At 62.2% G+C, this 18,843-nt stretch carries 14 protein-coding genes; 4 read left to right on the top strand and 10 right to left on the bottom strand.

The features are described from left to right. Positions 1–223: 223 nt before the first annotated feature. Positions 224–766: a hypothetical protein gene (locus tag DK391_RS03580; protein ID WP_109476614.1), complete on the top strand. Its 543-nt coding sequence runs from the start codon at positions 224–226 to the stop codon at positions 764–766. A gap of 46 nt (positions 767–812) precedes the next feature. Here DK391_RS03580 and DK391_RS03575 read toward each other — a convergent pair whose 3' ends face one another. Beyond that, on the bottom strand, positions 813–3,236 hold the full coding sequence (locus tag DK391_RS03575) for a GNAT family N-acetyltransferase (RefSeq protein ID WP_109476613.1): 2,424 nt from the start codon (positions 3,234–3,236) through the stop codon (positions 813–815). A gap of 396 nt (positions 3,237–3,632) precedes the next feature. Here DK391_RS03575 and DK391_RS03570 point away from each other — a divergent pair, with 396 nt between their 5' ends. Together DK391_RS03570 and DK391_RS03565 are read left to right on the top strand one after the other, a co-directional pair. Then, a complete protein-coding gene (locus tag DK391_RS03570) occupies positions 3,633–4,502 on the top strand; it encodes a LysR family transcriptional regulator (protein WP_109476628.1) in 870 nt (289 codons plus the stop codon). 246 nt (positions 4,503–4,748) lie between these two features. Further along, positions 4,749–5,621: a fimbrial protein gene (locus DK391_RS03565; RefSeq protein ID WP_162600663.1), complete on the top strand. Its 873-nt coding sequence runs from the start codon at positions 4,749–4,751 to the stop codon at positions 5,619–5,621. Positions 5,622–5,722: 101 nt separating this feature from the next. Here DK391_RS03565 and DK391_RS03560 read toward each other — a convergent pair whose 3' ends face one another. The 6 genes from DK391_RS03560 to DK391_RS03535 form a co-directional block, all read right to left on the bottom strand. Continuing rightward, entirely contained in the window at positions 5,723–7,324 is a 1,602-nt protein-coding gene (locus DK391_RS03560; RefSeq protein WP_109476611.1) for a peptide chain release factor 3, read from the bottom strand. A gap of 203 nt (positions 7,325–7,527) precedes the next feature. Next, positions 7,528–8,616, bottom strand: coding sequence for a fimbrial protein (locus DK391_RS44100; RefSeq protein ID WP_162600662.1), 1,089 nt, complete (start codon positions 8,614–8,616; stop codon positions 7,528–7,530). 54 nt (positions 8,617–8,670) lie between these two features. Further along, positions 8,671–9,732 carry a fimbrial protein gene (locus DK391_RS03550; protein ID WP_109476610.1) on the bottom strand — a complete coding sequence of 354 codons (1,062 nt, stop codon included), beginning with the start codon at positions 9,730–9,732 and terminating at the stop codon, positions 8,671–8,673. A 37-nt stretch (positions 9,733–9,769) separates the two neighbouring features. Then, on the bottom strand, positions 9,770–12,433 hold the full coding sequence (locus tag DK391_RS03545) for a fimbria/pilus outer membrane usher protein (protein WP_239482687.1): 2,664 nt from the start codon (positions 12,431–12,433) through the stop codon (positions 9,770–9,772). 188 nt (positions 12,434–12,621) lie between these two features. Continuing rightward, a complete protein-coding gene (locus tag DK391_RS03540) occupies positions 12,622–13,371 on the bottom strand; it encodes a fimbria/pilus periplasmic chaperone (RefSeq protein ID WP_109476609.1) in 750 nt (249 codons plus the stop codon). A gap of 69 nt (positions 13,372–13,440) precedes the next feature. Further along, a complete protein-coding gene (locus DK391_RS03535; RefSeq protein WP_109476608.1) occupies positions 13,441–14,001 on the bottom strand; it encodes a fimbrial protein in 561 nt (186 codons plus the stop codon). 471 nt (positions 14,002–14,472) lie between these two features. On the opposite strand from DK391_RS03535, the gene DK391_RS44095 reads away from it, so the two are divergent. Continuing rightward, positions 14,473–14,691, top strand: a complete 219-nt coding sequence (locus DK391_RS44095; protein WP_162600661.1) for a hypothetical protein — start codon at positions 14,473–14,475, stop codon at positions 14,689–14,691. Here the strand turns inward: DK391_RS44095 and DK391_RS03530 are convergent. The 3 genes from DK391_RS03530 to DK391_RS03520 all read right to left on the bottom strand — a co-directional run bounded on the left by DK391_RS03530 (position 14,688) and on the right by DK391_RS03520 (position 18,825). Beyond that, on the bottom strand, positions 14,688–16,091 hold the full coding sequence (locus DK391_RS03530; RefSeq protein ID WP_109476607.1) for an MFS transporter: 1,404 nt from the start codon (positions 16,089–16,091) through the stop codon (positions 14,688–14,690). The genes DK391_RS44095 and DK391_RS03530 overlap by 4 nt on opposite strands. A gap of 251 nt (positions 16,092–16,342) precedes the next feature. Further along, positions 16,343–17,782 carry an NAD-dependent succinate-semialdehyde dehydrogenase gene (locus DK391_RS03525; protein WP_109476606.1) on the bottom strand — a complete coding sequence of 480 codons (1,440 nt, stop codon included), beginning with the start codon at positions 17,780–17,782 and terminating at the stop codon, positions 16,343–16,345. Next, complete coding sequence (locus DK391_RS03520) at positions 17,779–18,825, bottom strand: aldo/keto reductase (protein ID WP_109476605.1); 1,047 nt, start codon at positions 18,823–18,825, stop codon at positions 17,779–17,781. The genes DK391_RS03525 and DK391_RS03520 overlap by 4 nt, the downstream gene beginning before the upstream one ends. Positions 18,826–18,843 lie beyond the last annotated feature (18 nt).

Raw genomic sequence — 18,843 nt, 5'->3', positions numbered from 1 at the left:
CTTTCCGGCGGCAAAGAAAAGTAGGAGCCGCCCCGCACAGGGGCAACGCTAGCAGACCACTAACAAACCGCGGACGCCAGCAAAAAGCAAACCGCGGACGCCAGCAAAATCGCAACCCGCAAATACCACCAAAATCAAAACCAACCCACGAATACGCTAAACTACCGCCCCTCCCAGATATCGCGAAACAGCAAATTGCGCCCACGCGCAAAACCAAACCTTTATGGCCAAACTTCTGTCCGACCTCGAATTCCAGCGTTTTTCCGAACTCCAGCAGAAGCAGGCAAGCTTCACCATCACCAGCGAAGAAGCCGACGAGCTTCGCGAAATCGTCTCGCGCGCGCAGCAAAAGCGCGACGACCGCGCCGCCGCGATGAAGCAGATCGAAACCTTCATCGCCCAGTTCGACATCGCACCCGATGAACTCTTCTCGGCCGATCAGATCGGCGACGCCGCCCGCAACTTCGGCCTGATTCCCGCCGCCAAGAAAGAGCGCGTGCTGCCGCCCACGGTGACCTTCAACGGCAAGCCGTATCAATGGACCCGCGCACTCCCCGATGAAGTGCGCGTGCCGCTCTTCGAAGCGTTCTCGGCAGGTCAATCGGTGAAGTCGTTCATCGCGACGCCCAAGGACGCGATGCGCTGCGCCGCAACCATCGCGCGTCTGGAACGCGAAACGGGCGCGACGTACGCACCCGAATGGCTCGAAGAACTCGCCGTTTCGCGCGAACAGGTCGACTCGGCAGCAACGAAGCTCGCAGCTTAAGCAGATCAACCGGCGAAAAGCACCCGCCCGCGCGCGTTGATTAAGTTCAGCGCGGATTCGCGGAACACGCAGGCGACGCCCCGAACCCCGGTGCGCCGCCTTTTTCTTTGCATTCGTCAGGCTGATCGAGCGCCATCCGGAAGCCGACTACGCCGGGGTCTTCCGTGCGCGTCGTCGTGAAACCGACCGCCGTCGCCAGACCGATCATCGCCGAATTCTCGCGCAGCGCCTCGCCGACGATCCAGTGCGTGCCCCGCGCACGCGCATACGCGATGATGCGCTCCATCAACAGACGCCCCAGCCCTCTGCCCTTCTGATCCGAACGCACGGCCATCGCGAACTCGGCTGTTTCGTTGTCCGGGTCCGCGACCGCGCGCACCACGCCCAGCGTGTGCGTCGAGCCGTCGTCGTTCGGTGTCGTCGCGATCAACGCCATCTCGCGGTCGTAATCGATCTGCGTCATGCGCGCGAGTTGCGAATGATCGAAGCTGCCGATCGCGCCGAAAAATCGCAAACGCAAATCGTCCGGCGTCATCGATTCGACGAAGTCGCGGTGCGCCACTTCGTCTTCCGGGCGAATGGGCCGCACCGTGATGCGCTGGCCGCGCCAGTCGAGCGTCTCTTCGTAACGCCGTGGATACGGCATGATCGCGAAGCGCGTGCGGTTCGCCGACAGCGTCAGGCGTGGCGCGACAATCGCCGCGCCGTTGCGCATCACGCGCAGCGCGAGTTTCAGCGACACGATCTCGCGTATCTCCGACACCGCCTGCGAGATCGCCGTCAACGCGCTCAAAACCGGTTCGTGTGCGACTTCGCGCGAATACGCCGAGTTCGACAGGATGTCATCCGACAGCACCGGGTTCAGCGGCGGCAGACCGAACACGCACATCGGCCGTGCTTCATCGTGTTCGGGTGGCGCAGTGAAGCGGAACACCGGGCCGAAGTTGTCGTCGTCGCGCAGTTCGACTGCGATGTCGACGATCGCGCCATCGCGCGCATCGTCTGGCACGGTGCGCAAACCGAAGTTTGCAAGCAGCCGGGCCGCGTCGTCGCCTTCGAGCAGCGTCACACCCGACGACAGCGCCGCGCATGCCTGCGCCTGCGCGGCGTCGATCGCTTCGGGCACGCGCGACGGTTGACCTTCGGGCGTCTGCATCAAGAGTTCACGCACCAGCCGGTACTCCACCAGACGCTCGAATGCGCGCGCCAGCCGCTGCGGCGTGGTGTGCACAGGAATGCCGTGTTCGTGCAACGCATCGCGCGTCTCGCGCTTCACGCCGCCGAAAAAGCACGCGAGCAAGCCGCGATACGCATAGCGCTGATTCGCAATCAGCGCCTGCGCGACTTCCTCGACGGGCGCGCTGTGCGTCGACGCATGCACCACGAACGCGGTGCCCGTCGAACGTTGATCGGCGAGAATTTTCAGCGCCGTGCCGAAGTGCTCGGCGCGCGCATCGCTGCCGAGCAGCAGCGGATTGCCGGGCTTCGCGCGCGGCAACGCCTGCGCAAGGGCATCGACGGCACCCGAAGGACACGGCGCGAGCGTGTCGCCGGCTGCCTTGAAGGCATCGGTGGCGAGCGTCGCGACGCCGCGGTCACTCGTGATCAGCGTCGCCGTCGCGCCTGCCGCGACGCGTCCCACGCCGAGCGTTTCGATTTCGTCGAGCAGATCGTCGAGCGCGTCCACGCGCACCACGCCCGCGCGACGAAACGCGGCTGTGTAGAGCGCATCGTCGGGATCGCTGCGGCCCGAACGCAACGCGAGCACCGGCTTGTTGCGCGCCGCCGCCCGCGCTGCCGACATGAACTTGCGCGCCGCCTTCACGGAATCTACTTCCAGCAGGATCGCTCGCGTGCCGGGATCGCTCGCGAGATAGTCGAGCACGTCGCCGGCATCGACATCCGCTTCATCGCCGAGTGCGACCGCGTGCGAAAAACCGAGGCCGCGCGCGTGCGCCCAGCCGAGCACGGCATTCGTCAACGCGTTCGATTGCGATACCCACGCCACGCCGCCCGCACGCACTGTCACCGACGGCGCGCCGAGATGCGCCTTGAGCGCGGGTGTGATGACGCCGAGGCTGCCCGGCCCGACCACGCGCAGCAGATGCGGCCGCGCGGCGGCGAGCGTATGGCGCACGTGGGCGCTGCCTTCGTCACCGCGCGCCTCGCCGACGATGATCGCCGCACGCGTGCCACGCCCGCCGAGCGTATGAACGATGGCGGGCCAGGTAGACGGCGGCGTGCAGATGATGGCGACGGTCGGCGTATCGGGCAGATCGCCCGAATTGCCCACACACGGATGGCCGTCGAGCATGTCGTATTTGGGATTGACGGCCCAGACGGGCCCGTCGAAGCCGCCTTCGATCAGCCGTTTCCATACCATGGCGCCCGTGCTGCCCTCGCGGTTCGAGGCGCCGATCACGGCAACGGATTTCGGGCGGAACAACGCGTCGAGATTGCGTACGGTCACGGGCGCTCCGTGGACGGGTGAAAGCGCGGCTGAATCTCGCGCAATGTCATCAGGATAGGCGAAGCGCGAGACGGCGTGGGACGTGTCCGTGGCACGCGAAACCCGTGCCGTCCGCCAGAGTCGCGCGGGTGGCATGTACAACCCGCGCCGTTCGCAAGTTCGTCCGATATTAGCGCATGTCGGTGACAGCTTCGGACCGGCCGCATCTTGGGCCGGCAGGCGCGCGACATGCGTCCCGCGCCCGCGTGCCCGCACACCATGTAGAATCGCCCCCACGACTCGCGGCACGGCTTTTCCGGCTGCGACACCGGTTCTATCGCGCTGCCGATGCGCGCGCCGGTCGAGAAAGCGAACGCGGGCGGAACCGAGAAGAACGATGAGACTGAAGGAAGATTTATGCGGCGTCTGCCCTCGCTGATTGCGCTGCGCTTTTTCGAAGAGACGGCGCGGCACATGAGTTTCAACCGCGCTGCCGTCGCGCTGTGCGTGACGCAGGGCGCCGTCAGCCGGCAGATCAAGATTCTCGAGGAGTCGCTTGGCGCGAAACTTTTCGAGCGCGATCACAAGGGTATCCGCCTGACGAAAGCGGGGCAGCAATTGCTGCCGTGTGTGTCAGAAGCATTCGACACACTCGAACGCGGCACGCGTCAGGTCACCACCGCCAAGGGCCGCCGCCGGCTGATGCTGTCGGTGCCGCCTACGTTTGCCACGCAATGGTTCTCGCCGCGTCTCGGCTCGCTCGCCGTCGAGTTGCCGGATGTAGAGCTATCCGTGCGCACCGAACCCACCGACGACTGCCACTGCAATATCCGCTTCGGCCGCGAGGCGCTGCACGACGCGCACTCCGAACTGCTGATGATCGAGCGGCATACGCTGGTCGGTGCGCCGCGCCTGGCTGGCGAGCCGCTCGACACCTTGCTCGCGACACTGCCCGCGCTCCACGTGCTGCACAACGACGCGCGTCTGAACCTCTGGCCCGACTGGCTCGACAAGGCCGGCCTGCCTGCGCATTACGCGGAAAACGGCATCGAATTCTCGACGCTCGAACAGGCGATCCGCGCGGCGCGCAAAGGTGCCGGACTGGCGATTGTCGATCGCAACATGATTGTCGAGGAACTGGCGGAAGGCAGTCTCGCGCCGATGTCGGATATCGAGGTCAGCGGGCCGTATGGGTACTGGCTGGATATCGCGCCGCGACATGCGGCGCTGGAGCATGTGCAGGCGTTCGCCAGCTGGTTGCGGGAGCAGGTGCTGGGGATGATCTGACTGCCCGGCGGGATCGCGCACAACCGTTAGCCGGTTTGCGATCGGACAATGTGCCAGCGCCAGGTAGCTGCTAGATTGCAGGCTCCCGACGCGGCACGTTCCGGCAACTGCATGAGTCACTTTTCTTCGATGCTACTTCGCGTGCGCCAATGCGTCTGGCGGACCGTCATCAGCGCGTCGATACTCTTCACGCTCGGTACATCAGCGGCGAACGCCAGTTGCAAATTTGCAGACGGCGTTTCGACCATGACCTATACGTTCGACATTCCTGCGATCGTCGTCCCACGCGATGCAACGGTCGGCACGGTCATCTATAGCAGTCCGCGCCAGCAGGCCCAGCCCGCGACGTCAGCCTACGCCAAATGCCTTGGGTCAACCTCCTGGTACTACATGGTAAGAGGAGCAACGCAGGTAACGAACATGACGACCAGCACGTTTGCGACCAGTGTGCCTGGAATCGGCATCCGTTTTTTCAGCTCCAGTGCAAGCGGCACGCCACCGAAGTCATCGTACTTTGGTCCAGACAAACATGGCACCTTCACCGCGGGCGGAGCTGAGAACCACAAGGGCGAATACTACGGCATCGAACTCGTCTTGACGGGCCAGGCCGAAGCAGGTGCAATCGCTCCGACGGTCCACGGCGAATACTCTATCGGCGGATTGACGGTCTCGGTGTTGCAGATCACAGGCGGGCAGATCATCCCGAAGACATGCCAGATCGTCGCCGATTCGAACGTGGATCTGCCGACTATCACCACGAGTGCGCTGCCATCGATCGGGGCCACGACAGGCAGCACGCCGTTCAGGATCACGCTGACGGATTGCCCTGCGCAAATGAACGCCATTCAGTACCGGCTCGACGCTCCGGGAGGTGTGATCGATGCGTCGGCGGGCACCTTTCTGGCGGGCACGACATCGACGGTCAAAGGCGTGGACCTGATGGTCACAGATGATGCTGATAGCGCTTTTGCCCTTGCGACCGCGCACACGCTCGATCAGTACGATCCGTCGACTGGCGGCACTTACCCGATCGGCTTCCGCCTGAAGTATTTTCGTACGGGGGCCGTTTCGGCCGGCAAACTACAAGGGCAGCTGAGCTATACGATCTCGTATCAGTAACGCGTCCGGCCTCTGACAGACACACACGAGTTGCACGTCTGTCAGATGACCGGCGGATATTCGGCGTAACAAAGGACGGGCCGGAAAACCCGTCCTTCGCTTTACATCGCTTTCCTGAACGGCGCGCCCGAATGCTCGCGAAGTTCATTGAACACGATCTTCGGCCACGCCTTCTGCGCGACGTCGATCTCCGAGACATGCGATGCGAGATACGTCGGCGCATCGGCGGCATCGTAGGCAATACGCGGCGCGTACGAATCGCAGAAACGGCGCAGTTCGGCGGCATCGTCGCAGGTCACCCAGCGCGACATCCGGTAGCGCGCCGGCGCCATGCGCACATCGACCTTGTATTCCGTCGACAGCCGGTGCGACACCACTTCGAACTGCAGCTGACCGACCGCACCCAGAATCATCAACCCGCCAACGACGGGCTTGAACACCTGGATCGCGCCTTCCTCGCCCAGTTGCTTGAGCGCTTCGCCGAGTTGCTTGGAGCGCATCGGGTCCCCCACTTCGCACGTCTGGATAATTTCCGGCGCGAAGAACGGCAGGCCGACGCACTGCAGCATTTCGCCTTCCGTCAGCGTATCGCCGAGACTCAGCGTGCCGTGATTCGGGATACCGATGATGTCGCCCGCGTACGCCTCGCTGACCGTCTCGCGACGCTGCGACAGGAACGTCACCACGTTGTTGGCGCGGAAGGTCTTGTTGTTGCGCGTGACCTTCAGCGCCATGCCGCGCTCGAAGCGCCCCGAGCACACGCGAATGAACGCGACGCGGTCGCGGTGCGCGAGGTCCATGTTCGCCTGAACCTTGAACACGACGCCCGTGAATTTCGGCTCTTCCGGCAGCACAGGACGCTGCACCGTCTGACGTGCCGACGGCGGCGGCGCCAGATCGACCAGCGCGTCGAGAATTTCCTTCACGCCGAAGTTGTTGATCGCCGAGCCGAACAGCACGGGCGATTGCTGGCCCGCGAGGAATTCATCGCGATCGAACGTGGGCGTCGCGCCAGTGATCAGATCGATTTCTTCCTTCGCGCGCACCCATGAGTGGCCAAAACGGCGTTCGCCTTCTTCGTCGCCGAGCGCCTGAATCGTTTCGACCGCGCCGCCGAGCGTGTCCTGACCTGCGCGGAATACGCGCACCTGATCGTTCTGGATGTCGTAGACGCCCTGGAACTCCTTGCCCATGCCGATCGGCCAGGTAAACGGCACGGCCGACACGCCCAGATGCTGCTCGATTTCATCGAGCAGATCGAGCGGCTCGCGCACTTCGCGGTCGAGCTTGTTGATGAAGGTGACGATTGGCGTCTTGCGGCTGCGGCAGACTTCGAGCAGCTTGAGCGTTTGCGCTTCGACGCCGTTCGCCCCGTCGATCACCATCACGGCGGCATCGACGGCCGTCAGCACGCGGTACGTGTCTTCCGAAAAGTCCTCGTGGCCCGGCGTGTCGAGCAGGTTGATCACGCACTCACCGTACTCGAACTGCATCACCGAGCTGGCGACCGAAATGCCCCGCTGCTTTTCGATCTCCATCCAGTCGGACGTCGCGTAGCGGTTGCTCTTGCGGCCCTTCACGGTACCCGCGATCTGGATCGCGCCCGAGAACAGCAGCAGCTTTTCCGTGAGCGTGGTTTTACCCGCGTCCGGGTGGGAAATGACCGCGAACGTGCGGCGGCGTTTGAGTTCGGAGACTGACATGGGCAATTAGGGTCATGGCGCACGCCCTTGTGGCGCGCAGCCGTACGGCAATCGGGCCCGGCAATGGGCCGGCCGCCGCGCGCAGGAACAGATGCGAAGCGGCGATGATACACGTACCGGGATAACCCAATATTTTAGCTTGTGTCGGGTGCCGGGGTTGCGTTCGGTGCGCGAGCGACGCTCGAGGGTTGCGGCGCCTGCGTCTACTGGTATGACATCGTGAACGTCGACAACGCCTTCACGCTGCCCGCCGATACCTCTCCCGTGCGAACGTAGCGCGCTGTCAGCGGAATCGTAAGCGTGCCTTGCGGCAAATCCCCGACCCGCCACTGATTGGGATTGCCCGCCGCGTCGGAGTCGGGGCCGTAAGCGATCAGTTTGCCCGCCGGATCGAGTAGCTGGACGCCTACGCCTCGGGAAGTGGAATCGAGTGCGAGGCGCAGCGTCGTGTCACGATTGGACGGATCGGCGCCGTCCGTTAGGGTAATGTAGGCAATCGCCCCAGGCATACACGACAGCGACAGCGAGAACGGCGTAGGCCCGGCAACCGCGCCGACACCCTGGGCGAGCGCGCGCGCCTCGATTGTCGGCAGGTTCACCGAGACATTGGACTGATTGACGGAGCATGTGGTTTTGGCCAGCGTTCCGCTCGCGCTGCCGGTGTACAACGGCGGCTGGCTAAAGTAGCCGCTGCCATTAGACGGAGCGAAATCCAGCGTCACGGTCGGCACTTGGGAAAGCGTTGTCTTGCCAGCCGAAAGAGGGCTGGTCAGGACAAGACTCCACGTAACAGACAGATACGCATAGAGCGGCTGGTTGAACAGCCCTACCATCGGACATCCGAGGCGCAGGCTGCCATTGCCCAGAACCGCCCCGTGCGCCTTGCACTCCGACGAGTTGAACACGTAACGCACGCCGATCCCAGGAATGTCCGTCTCGTACACGTCGTTGAAGCCCGGCGCCCGTGCTGCCGTGGTTTTGAAATCGGCGTACAACGTGTCGGACTTTTCGAATTTCGGCCACACATCCGGATTGAAAGTGCAGTTGAACTGAAAATTTTCCGGCGCGTGCGTTGTGATCGTGGTGCCTTGCACGGCATTGGCGGGGACCGTTATCGTCCCTGCGTTCAGCACCTTGTTCAGTCCAACGCCGTAGCAAGTGATGCCGGCATACGCGGCGCACGGCGCGATCCCGATGCAGCAGAAGGCAAACAGGCGCACCAGACGCATCGTCAATGAAATTCGTGCGCCCACAGCGCTTGCCGCACTTGAGCGGCTCAACTCAAAACTCATTCGATTCTTCTTGATGGTAAAGCAAGGTCAGTCAATGTAATGACACCGCCAGCATCACTCATACGACATTGTGAACGTGCTAAGTGCCTTCGCAGAACCGCCATTGACCGCGCCCGTTCTCACATAGCGCACGGTAAATGGAACGGCAAGCAGGCCACCCGCCGTCGGTGTGCTGGAAACGAAAAACTGGTTGGTCGTACCTGCCGCAGCGGAGTCGGGGCCGTAGCACACCGCCTTGCCGTCATACATGATCTGATAGCGGACGCCTTTGGCAGTGGAGTCCTTCGTCAAGGTCAAATCGCAACCTTGATTCGACGTTGTCGCGTCGCGCAGGGTCATGGCGACACGCACACCCGGGTCGCAGTCGAGCGACAACGTGAACGGCGTATCGCCCGTGGTCGCCCCAACCGCCGTCAGGTCTTTGACCGAAGCCGCAGGCATCGATATGTCGATCGTCGATTGCCTGACAGTACACGCACCGATATAGAACGAACCCGCGGCTCGTCCGGGGATCGGTCGGCTATGCACCATCGAACCCGCCTGATTGTTCGCGGTCACATCGACCTGCACGAACGGGATGCTCGTCAGATTTCCCGATTCAATCTCGTCGTATTTGATGAACTGGACGGAGATATTGAACCGGTAGTCGACGCCGGGCGAATACGGGCCGGCCATCTGGTGACACCGCGGCGACAGGCTTTGATTCGAGATCGAATGTGGCAACCCCTGACATGAGGTTCCCGAACCGTTCTCGATCAGATAGCGCACGCCGACGCCGCGGAGATTCGTCCGATAGACGTCGCTATATCCCGACACGGGCCTGTAATCCGGATCCGTGATGAACGCGGGATATACATTGCGATCGCAGCACGGATCCCGCTGGCAATTGAAGCCGAAGTCCGACTTGTAGTACTGCGTTGCGCTGCCGATGGGCGCGTCGCGTGGGAACGGATTCGTACCTACATTGGGCACGAATCCCACCGTCGGAAATGCACTGCAACTGATTCCCGAAGCATGCGCCCGGGAAGCTGCCAGAAGTACGAGTCCAACGAATACCATCTGAACCAGCCGCATCAGCCAGCTATGTTCGTTTTTGCACAAGCGCGTCAGTTTCATCGTTTCTCTCCTCCCGACCAGTTGCTCAGCCGGCCCGTCATTTCGCCGGTTCACGTACGTCGGATTCATTCGTGTGCTGCTGTACAGGCGTGCAATGCGTCGCCAGCGACGCGTACCCGATTTCCGTCTTGCCACCTTCCTCGCGTGCTGGCAGCGCATAGTCGATGCGGCATTGTTCGGACATCCCGATACCCCACTTCACCGTCAGCGTCCCTTTCTCATGCAGATCGCGCGTGAAGATGCGGCTGTCCTGTCCCACGACAGCCACGCTCCGACCCTGCTCGTTCTGCACTTCCGCACCGAACGGCAGCGCCTCGCCGCTCGCGCGCGGTGCGCGGATCAGCGTGGCGCGGCCCGTGTCGGTCCGATACTTGAACAGCACGATCGAACCGAGCCGCGGCGCCGCGCTCTCGGACGTCGAATCGAATTCGACATCCATCGATGCACCCTTCGGATCAATATCGACCGTGTTCATCGAATAAGGCGTGAGGTACGGCACGATCGCGTAACCATTGCCGTCCACCTTTGCGTTCGTCGTACCCGGCACGTTCGCGCCTTGCGCGCCCTTCGCCTCGACGATGCCGAACGTGTCGCCCACCGGCTGCGAGAACGTGACGCCGCCGCCATGCGCGACGATCGAACCGCTCACACCCGCCGACACCTGCGACGAATGCGCGCTGCCGCTCGCCGATGCCGTCAGTTGCGCATACGGTCCGCGATACGTGCCGCTCGCGCCGCCGCTTCCCCTGACGCTTTCCGACGACGCCTTGTTCGCCGTAGCGTAGACGTTGTACGCGTACTCGTTTGCGGTGCCTGCCGTACCGCTCAGGCTGTTCTGCAAACTCGACGTGTCGCCGCCCGAATTGAAGGTGGTCGACAGCAACGGCGCGTAGCGCGACTTGCCGAGCGGAATCGTCGTGGTCACCATGACTTCGTTCGATGGCGAGCCATTCGCGTTTTCCGTGCGACCCAACGTCACGCTGTACGTACCGAAGCGGAAGTCGTTCGAATAGCCCGCCTGGAAATACAGGTCGTGACCGCTGCGATTCCAGTAATCCTGAGAACTCGCGCTGATGAACACCGAGCCGTAGCGTGCGAGACCCTGGCTGATCGTCAACTGAAACTGGCCGCGCGTGCGATCGGCGAGACTGCCAACCGAGCCATGCGACACGTAATCGCGAAGCCGCGCAGCGTCGGACAGATTGAGATAGTTGGAACTCGAGTAACGGTAAGCGCCGATCGCAAAGTTCGTGTCGGTCGCATCGACGAACTTGCTGTAGCTGATATGCAAGCTGCTGCCGCGCATCGCAGAACGTCCGGGCACCTGTGTGCTCGCCATCGTGATGTCGCCGGCGAAGGCGCCCACGGGCGTATTCAATGCGATGCCCGCGTTGGCCGCCAGATAGCCCGTCGCGCCAATGCCGCCGCCGTACAGCGTGACGATGTTCGTCAGACCGCGCTGCACTGTCAGTTGCGCAAATACGGGCTTGGTGCGTAGCGAATCGTCGCGAAGCTCGCCCGCCGTGAAGGCGAATCGCGTGATGCCCGGCCGCAGCAATTGCGCCACCGACGCATACGGCACCGTGAAATACTTCTCACGCCCATCGGCTTCCGTGACGGTCACATCGAGATTGCCGCCATAACCCGTCGGATAGAGATCCCTGATCTCGAACGGGCCGGGCGGCACCACCGTCTCGTAGATCACCTGCCCGTTCTGTCTGACGCTGACACGCGCATTCGATTGCGCCATGCCGCGCACCACTGGCGCGTAACCACGCAGCGATTCCGGCAGCATGCGATCGTCGGTGGCGATCTGCGCGCCACGGAACGCTACCGTGTCGAACACATCGCCGCGTGTGTTCGACTCACCCAGCACGACTTGCGAACGCAGCCTCGTCACGTCGTGCTGCGCGTAGGTGGCAATTTCGTCGAAGGTGGTCTTCTGTCCCGTCATCGACGTCACCGACGACTGATGCCGGAAATGCCAGCCGCCCAGATTCACGCCGACGTTGAGTCCCAGATAGCCTTGCGTCGTGCGCGTGCCGTCATTGGCCGATTGCCACGCGTTCGCGTTATAGCTGAGATAGCCCGCGTTCACGCCGTTGGTCCAGAGTTCCGGCGGCACATAACCGCGAGCGCTGCCGCGCATGTATTTTTGCGGAACGGTGATCGAGAGCTTCTGCTCGCCGAAGTCGAAATCAGTCGTGGCTTGCGGCACGATTGCGCCCAGCTCGATACACGCATCCATGGCAGGGGCCGGCGCGTTCTCTTTCGCGGGATCGAGGCGCGAGAAGTCGACGCCCCATTTTTCCAGCATCGCGCGCGTCAGACACGCACGCGCGCTCTTGCCTTCAGTCGTTGCCACAAAGGTCACGTTCTCACGCGCGATGCGGATATCGTTGATCCAGACGTCCACGTAATAGCTGCCCGGCGCGATCATATCGGCGCGTGCAAAACGCGATACATCCACTTTCGAGCCTGATTGCAGAAACATCGGATCGAACTCGACGGCATCGGTCGAACCGGCCGCCATCGCATGATCGGCGCACAGGCCGGCGACGATCGCGAACGCGTGCAGCGCCAGGGCCGCGACTGGGCGCAGCCGCTGCGGTCCTGTCACCGTATCGGCGAAAGCCGGCAAATTTGAATGGCGCAAACTGGTCATGACGATGAACTGCCGCGCGCGGGAAGCGCGCGGCATGATGTGCGTTTGGAAATAACGAATTCGTGCCTGACGGGATCGCAATCCCATCAACAGCGCATTCAACAAGTGCGCGCAATGCACGCGCGCAACGATCCGCCGTGCGTGAGTACGCACGTCTCTGGTACAAAGCAGCGGAATAATCAGGCAGCCGGATTCCGGCTACTCAAGCGACTGCAGCGGCATGCTCATGGCACGATGGCCGCATCGCCTTCGATCGCACCGCCAAAATCGTTGATGGCGATGTAGTGAATCTTTCCCGAGTGGACGCTTTGCATCTTCGGCATGGCGATGACTTCCTTGCCGCGGGGCGCGACCATGCCACCCCTGTCGTTCTGATACTGCTGGCCGTTCGCGGAAACCGTGATCGCACTGAACGACACGTAGTAAGGCGTCGGATTCGACAATTCGAGCGATTGGCCCTTGCCGTTCTGGTCCGGCGTCACTTTCCATGTGATCTGGCTCGGCGAATCGTCCGGTGTGCCCGGCAGCTTCGGCGGACGCGCGAACAGCTTGATACGCGTGCGGTACGCCAGCTGCAGCGAATTGACGTCCGGCTTCGGCGCAGCCTTCGGAGGAATGTCCAGCACGTTGAGCCAATAGACCGACTCCCGGTCTTGCGGCAACGGATCGCCGCTATAGATCACGCGCAACGTCTGCGCGCGGCCTGGATTCATGCGGAAAATAGGCGGCGTAATCACAAAAGGAGCCTTACTGCTGTCGGGCTTCGCATTTGGGTCGCCGCTATCCAGCCATACCTGGACCAGCGACGGATTCGAGCTGTCATTGGTCAGTTTGACGCTTACTTCCCGCTCGTTGAGCGGATACACCACGCGCGTGCCGCCGACTGTCACGCTTGCATGGGCAACGCCCGCCGCTGCAATGCATATCAACGTGAGCGCCAGACATCGGCGGATAACTACCGGTACTCTCAACATTTCGCGCGCGCTCCTCGCAAGGCGACAGAATCGGAGCACTCGCGTGTGCGAGCGCTCCGACTTCAACGATTACTGATACTGCATCGTGTACTGAACCGACGTGGTCACGTTGCCCGGTTCTGCCTTGCCTGTTGCGTAGTACTGCGCGTAGTAATCGATCGTGGCCGCACCGCCCGTGATCGTCACGCCGTTGGTCGCGAGCGTGTTGTTCTCACCCGTCAGGATGTCGATCGGCTGGGCATTCGCGTTCAGCAGACGCACCTGCACGTTCTTCGCCGACGAAGCCGATGCCTGATTGGTCAGATAACCGCTGCTGCTGTCGACCGTCGGACCATTCTCGAATCGCGCGATGACCTTCGTCGCCGTACCCGAGCAGCCGCTCAGCACGAAGCGGATATCACCGGCGTTCGACGTGCCGGCAGTCGCGCCAGCCGTAGCCAGCGCGCCCGTCTGCACGGTCGGCAGCGTCACGCTGACGTCGGAGGGCGTGCCCGTTGCCTTGCCGTTGATCGAACACGTCGTGTCGGCAACCGCGCCGGTGATCTGGATCGTGCCGTCGGCCGCCTGCGCTGCCGTCGACAGGAGTGCCGCGAAACCGATCACGGCCACGGACAAGATGCGCTTTTGCATGTTGATGCTCCAAAGTTTCTACTGGTAAAAGAGATTGCCCGGTGCTTCACTGACGTATTCACAATGGCTGCACGCTCGCCTGCGAGTCGTGATCCAAATGCTTAGCCATACGAATCATTTCTAGAAGTAGCTTGCCAGGCAAACTTTCGCGTCGCTAATGTCACGCGAGCCGAATTCTCTATTGCAAAAACCTTTCATTGAATGACGAAGATCAATAATGCGAATGCCGATTATTCGAAACGCCTGGAATGCGGAAGCAGCAATTGCGAAGTGATTCTTTTGTGCGCGGAGATGACAGGAAAGTCCGAAACGACTCGATGGACGCTCGGACTTTGAGGTTGGAAGAGGGATTTTTGATGCGTTGCGCGTTCGATAACGCGCGTCTGATTCGATGCCAGAAAAGGCATTTAGATTATGAAAACCGGATTGGTCACGTAATCCGTGTCGTTCTGCTCAGTCTGATAGAACGGTATGGAGCAGTTGTCGGCCTGGCCTTTCGGCACGATTGCGCAGATCAGACGCGTCGCGTCGATGAACATGGATTCATCGCGGACTGAAGGAGGGGATTTTTATTTTAGTTCTTCTGGCATCCGCGATGTGACTGCCTTCTTCAAGACCGAAGGCAAATCGCGGATGCCGGGTACAACAACAACAGCAACAACAATCCAAGCATTCGACAGCCGGTGCTAATTCCCACTCGCCTGATTCAGCGTGAGATGCTTGGTCTCAGGCGCCCACGCAATCGACACGATCATGCCCACCAGCAGCACCGCCGCCAGCGCGAGCATGGTCGAGTGGAAACCGAGCTGAGCGATACCGAGCGGCAACAGGAACGTCCCGACAGCCGAACCAAGACGGCTGCAAGCAATCGCAAGACCGACGCCGCATGCGCGCACTTCAGTCGGAAAGCACTCAGGCGGAAACACACCGACCAGATTCGAAAACGCTGACATCGTCAACGTGAACACGCCAAACGCGACGATCATCCACAGCGCCGCCGATTCCGGCAACACGCTCAACGCCAGCAGCGACACGCAGGTCACGGCAAACGAGCCGATCAGAAACGCGCGACGCGACAGCTTGATCGTCAGCCAGATGCCGAGCAACGCGCCGAGCACCAGACAGCCATTCAGCAGAAAATCCGCGCCCGAGCCGTTGTCGAGATGAATCGCCTTGAGAATGGACGGCAGGAACGTGTAGATCGCGAAGTACGGAATCACGAGACACACAAAGAACGCGCAGTTGAAGATCGTGCGGCGGATCAGATCGCGTTGGAACAGACGCGCGAAACCGCCGCTGGCATGCGCGTGATCGTCATGCCCGCCATCGATCGTCACATTCGGCCCGAAGTACTTCAGCACGACCGCCTGCGCTTCCGCCACGCGCCCCTTGCCGTGCAGCCAGCGCGGCGACTCCGGCGTGCCGATGCGCATGATCAGCACCGCAAGCGCCGGCACACCCGCCGATGCCAGCAGCCAGCGCCATGCATCAGGCGATGCATCGGCGTAGTACAGGCCGAGCACGTTCGCCACCACATAGCCGATCGTCCAGATCACACTGAACGAGCCGAGCAGCGTGCCGCGATGCTTGCGCGGTGAAAACTCTGCGAGGATCGCGTGGCCAACGGCGAAATCGCCGCCCATGCCGAAGCCGATCAATACGCGCAGCGCGCACAGCATCGCGGGCGACGTCGTATAAAACTGCGCGAAAGCTGCCAGCGTGATGATGAGAAAGCTCAACAGGAAAATGCGCTGACGGCCCATGCGGTCCGACAGCCACCCAAACACGAGACTGCCGGCAAAAATGCCCATCAGCGCGGAACTGCCGATCATCCCTTGCCAGAATGCATCGAGCGGCATCTGCTTGTTGAGCGTCGCGAGCGCATAGCCGATCGTGCCGAGCGCGTAGCCTTCCGTGAAGTGCGCGCCGAATGTCAACCCGGCGATCTTGATGTGGAATTTGTTGAGAGGCACATCGTCGAGCGAGACTGTGTTGCCGTTCGCGCGATGAGGCTGTTGAGGGTGAGCCTGCGCGGCAACGCGCGCGGACGCGAGGCCGGACGGCCGCGCAAGCATATCTTGATCGCTCACAGTGTCTCCATGTGTCGGTCCGCGTTAGCGCTTTAGCGCTTACGCGGACCCCATGCAATTTATTGCGTCGGCCTGCGTTAGCGCTTCAGCGCTTACGCAGGCCCCATGCAATTTATTGCGTCGGTCTGCGTTAGCCCTTCAGCGCTCACACAGGCCCCATGCAATTTTTTGCGTTTCACGCGTCCCATGATTCGCGCCGGGACGCGTCCTTCCTTGCCTTCCGCCGCGCATGGCGGATCAAGCAGCGACAATCAACGGCCCAGGCCGCCCATCATCATGTACTTCAGTTCGACGTACTCATCCATGCCGTACTTCGAACCTTCGCGGCCAAGGCCCGACTGCTTCACGCCGCCAAACGGCGCCACTTCCGTCGAGATGATCCCTTCGTTGATGCCGACCATGCCGCTTTCCAGCGCTTCCGCGACGCGCCACGCGCGGCCCAGATCGCGCGTGTAGAAGTACGCGGAGAGACCGAACGGCGTATCGTTTGCCGCCTTGATCGCTTCGTCTTCCGTCTTGAAGCGGAAGCATGCGGCGACCGGGCCGAAGGTTTCTTCTTCAGCGATCAGCATCGATTGCGTTGCACCGGCAAGCACGGTCGGCTCGTAGAACGTGCCGCCCAGCGCGTGACGCTGGCCGCCCGTCAACGCCTTGGCGCCCTTCTGCTTCGCGTCGGCGACGTGCGCTTCGACTTTCATCAGCGCCGCTTCGTTGATCAGCGGACCCTGCTCGACTTCGCCCTTCAGGCCATCGCCGACGCGCATCTTCTTCACGGCTGCCGTCAATGCCTGCGTGAACGCGTCGTAGATACCGTCCTGCACGTAGAAGCGGTTCACGCACACGCACGTCTGCCCCGTGTTGCGGAACTTCGATGCCATCGCGCCCTGCACGGCCGCTTCGATATCGGCGTCGTCGAACACGATGAACGGCGCGTTGCCGCCGAGTTCGAGCGAGAGCTTCTTCAGCGTATCGGCCGACTGCTTCGCGAGCAGCTTGCCGACGCGCGTCGATCCCGTGAACGACAGCTTGCGCACGACAGGCGATTCCGTCAGCACGCCGCCGATCGCCACTGCATCGCCGGACACGATGTTGAACACGCCCGCCGGAATGCCTGCGCGCTCAGCGAGCACCGCCAGCGCAAATGCCGACAACGGCGTCTCTTCCGAAGGCTTGAGCACCATCGTGCAACCGGCTGCGAGCGCGGGACCGGCCTTTCGCGTGATCATCGCGAGCGGGAAATTCCACGGCGTGATCGCCGCGACCACGCCAACGGGTTCCCGCGTGACGATGATCTTCGAATCGGGCCTCGGGCTGGGAATCACGTCGCCGTAGCTGCGCTTCGCTTCTTCCGCAAACCATTCGAAGAAACTCGCCGCATAGCCGACTTCGCCTTTCGCTTCGGCGAGTGGCTTGCCTTGCTCGCGCACCATCAGTTCGGCCAGCGCGTCGCGATTTTCGAGCATCAGCTCGCCCCAGCGCTTCACGCGTGCGCCGCGTTCCTTGGCCGTCAGTGCGCGCCAGGCGGGGAATGCGCGCTCGGCGGCATCGATGGCTTGCGCCGTTTCCTGCGCGCCGCCCTTCGCGACGTTGGCGATCACCTCGCCCGTCGCCGGGTTGCGCACTGCGTAGGTGTTGGCGCCTTCGTACCACTCACCGTTGATGTAGTGGCCTGTACGGAGAAATTCGCTCATGCTGCTTTACCCAAATTGCCTGCCACATCGGCGAACGTGCCTTGCGCGGCGCGTGCTTCGCGGGCGATACGCTTGCCTGCCGTGTAGTCGTTGATCAGATCGCACGGCGTGTAGTTGCGCTCCAGCTCGTGCAGTTCTTCGGCGTCGAGCTTCGTGTTCAGCGCGGCCAGTGCGCTGTCGAACTGCGCCGGCGTATCCGCGCCGACCAGCATGCTCGACACGCCCTGGTTCTGCAGCACCCACGCTTGCGCAATCTGCGCAGCCGACACGCCGCGCTTCGCCGCCACACGCGCCACCGATGCCGCAATGTCACGCGATGCCGTATCGCCGTACATTTGTGCGGTGAAGAAGTCGGTCTGATTGCGGGTGGATTGCGCATCGCTCGTCAGCAGGCCGCGTGCGAGCGGGCTGAACACCGACACGCCGACGCCCTGATCCTGGCAATACGGGATCATTTCGCGCTCTTCCTCGCGATACGCGAGGTTCAGCTGCAGCTGCATGTTGATCGGCTTGTGCCAGCCGTTGCGCTCGCACACTTGCATGATCTTGGCGAACTGCCACGTGTACATCGTCGAAACGCCGATGTAGCGCGCCTTGCCTGCGCGCACGATGTCGTTCATCGCGCTCATGGTTTCCTCGACGGGCGTGTTCACGTCGAAGAAATGCAGCATGAAGATATCGACGTAGTCCATATCCAGACGCTTCAGCGAACCGTCGATGCCGTCCATGATGTGCTTGCGCGAATGGCCGCCAGCGTTCTGGTACGTGCCCATGTCGTAGCCGACCTTGGTCGTCACGACGATTTCTTCGCGGCGCGCGAGGCGCTTCAGGATGCGGCCCACCACTTCTTCGCCGACGCCCGTCGAGTAGAAGTCGGCGAGATCGATGAAGTTGACGCCGGCTTCGAGCGCGTGGCGCACGATCGGCTCGCTTTGCGCTTCATCGAAAATCCAAGGCTTCCATTCCGGCGTGCCCATGTTCATCGTGCCGAGGCACAGACGCGAAACTTTCAGGCCCGACTGGCCGAGGCGGATGTATTCCATTGCGATTTCTCCAAGGTC

This window comes from Paraburkholderia sp. C35 (assembly GCF_003121405.1).
GTDB lineage: Bacteria > Pseudomonadota > Gammaproteobacteria > Burkholderiales > Burkholderiaceae > Paraburkholderia.
This window is presented reverse-complemented; position numbering and strand designations above follow the sequence as displayed.

Excerpts from the sequence above, each read along its gene's own strand:
- DK391_RS03580 (WP_109476614.1), top strand. The coding sequence starts at position 224 with ATGGCCAAACTTCTGTCCGACCTCGAATTCCAGCGTTTTTCCGAACTC.
- DK391_RS03570 (WP_109476628.1), top strand. The coding sequence starts at position 3,633 with ATGCGGCGTCTGCCCTCGCTGATTGCGCTGCGCTTTTTCGAAGAGACG.
- DK391_RS03565 (WP_162600663.1), top strand. The coding sequence starts at position 4,749 with ATGACCTATACGTTCGACATTCCTGCGATCGTCGTCCCACGCGATGCA.
- DK391_RS03560 (WP_109476611.1), bottom strand. The coding sequence starts at position 7,324 with ATGTCAGTCTCCGAACTCAAACGCCGCCGCACGTTCGCGGTCATTTCC.
- DK391_RS44100 (WP_162600662.1), bottom strand. The coding sequence starts at position 8,616 with ATGAGTTTTGAGTTGAGCCGCTCAAGTGCGGCAAGCGCTGTGGGCGCA.
- DK391_RS03550 (WP_109476610.1), bottom strand. The coding sequence starts at position 9,732 with ATGAAACTGACGCGCTTGTGCAAAAACGAACATAGCTGGCTGATGCGG.
- DK391_RS03545 (WP_239482687.1), bottom strand. The coding sequence starts at position 12,433 with ATGCCGCGCGCTTCCCGCGCGCGGCAGTTCATCGTCATGACCAGTTTG.
- DK391_RS03540 (WP_109476609.1), bottom strand. The coding sequence starts at position 13,371 with ATGTTGAGAGTACCGGTAGTTATCCGCCGATGTCTGGCGCTCACGTTG.
- DK391_RS03535 (WP_109476608.1), bottom strand. The coding sequence starts at position 14,001 with ATGCAAAAGCGCATCTTGTCCGTGGCCGTGATCGGTTTCGCGGCACTC.
- DK391_RS44095 (WP_162600661.1), top strand. The coding sequence starts at position 14,473 with ATGGAGCAGTTGTCGGCCTGGCCTTTCGGCACGATTGCGCAGATCAGA.
- DK391_RS03525 (WP_109476606.1), bottom strand. The coding sequence starts at position 17,782 with ATGAGCGAATTTCTCCGTACAGGCCACTACATCAACGGTGAGTGGTAC.
- DK391_RS03520 (WP_109476605.1), bottom strand. The coding sequence starts at position 18,825 with ATGGAATACATCCGCCTCGGCCAGTCGGGCCTGAAAGTTTCGCGTCTG.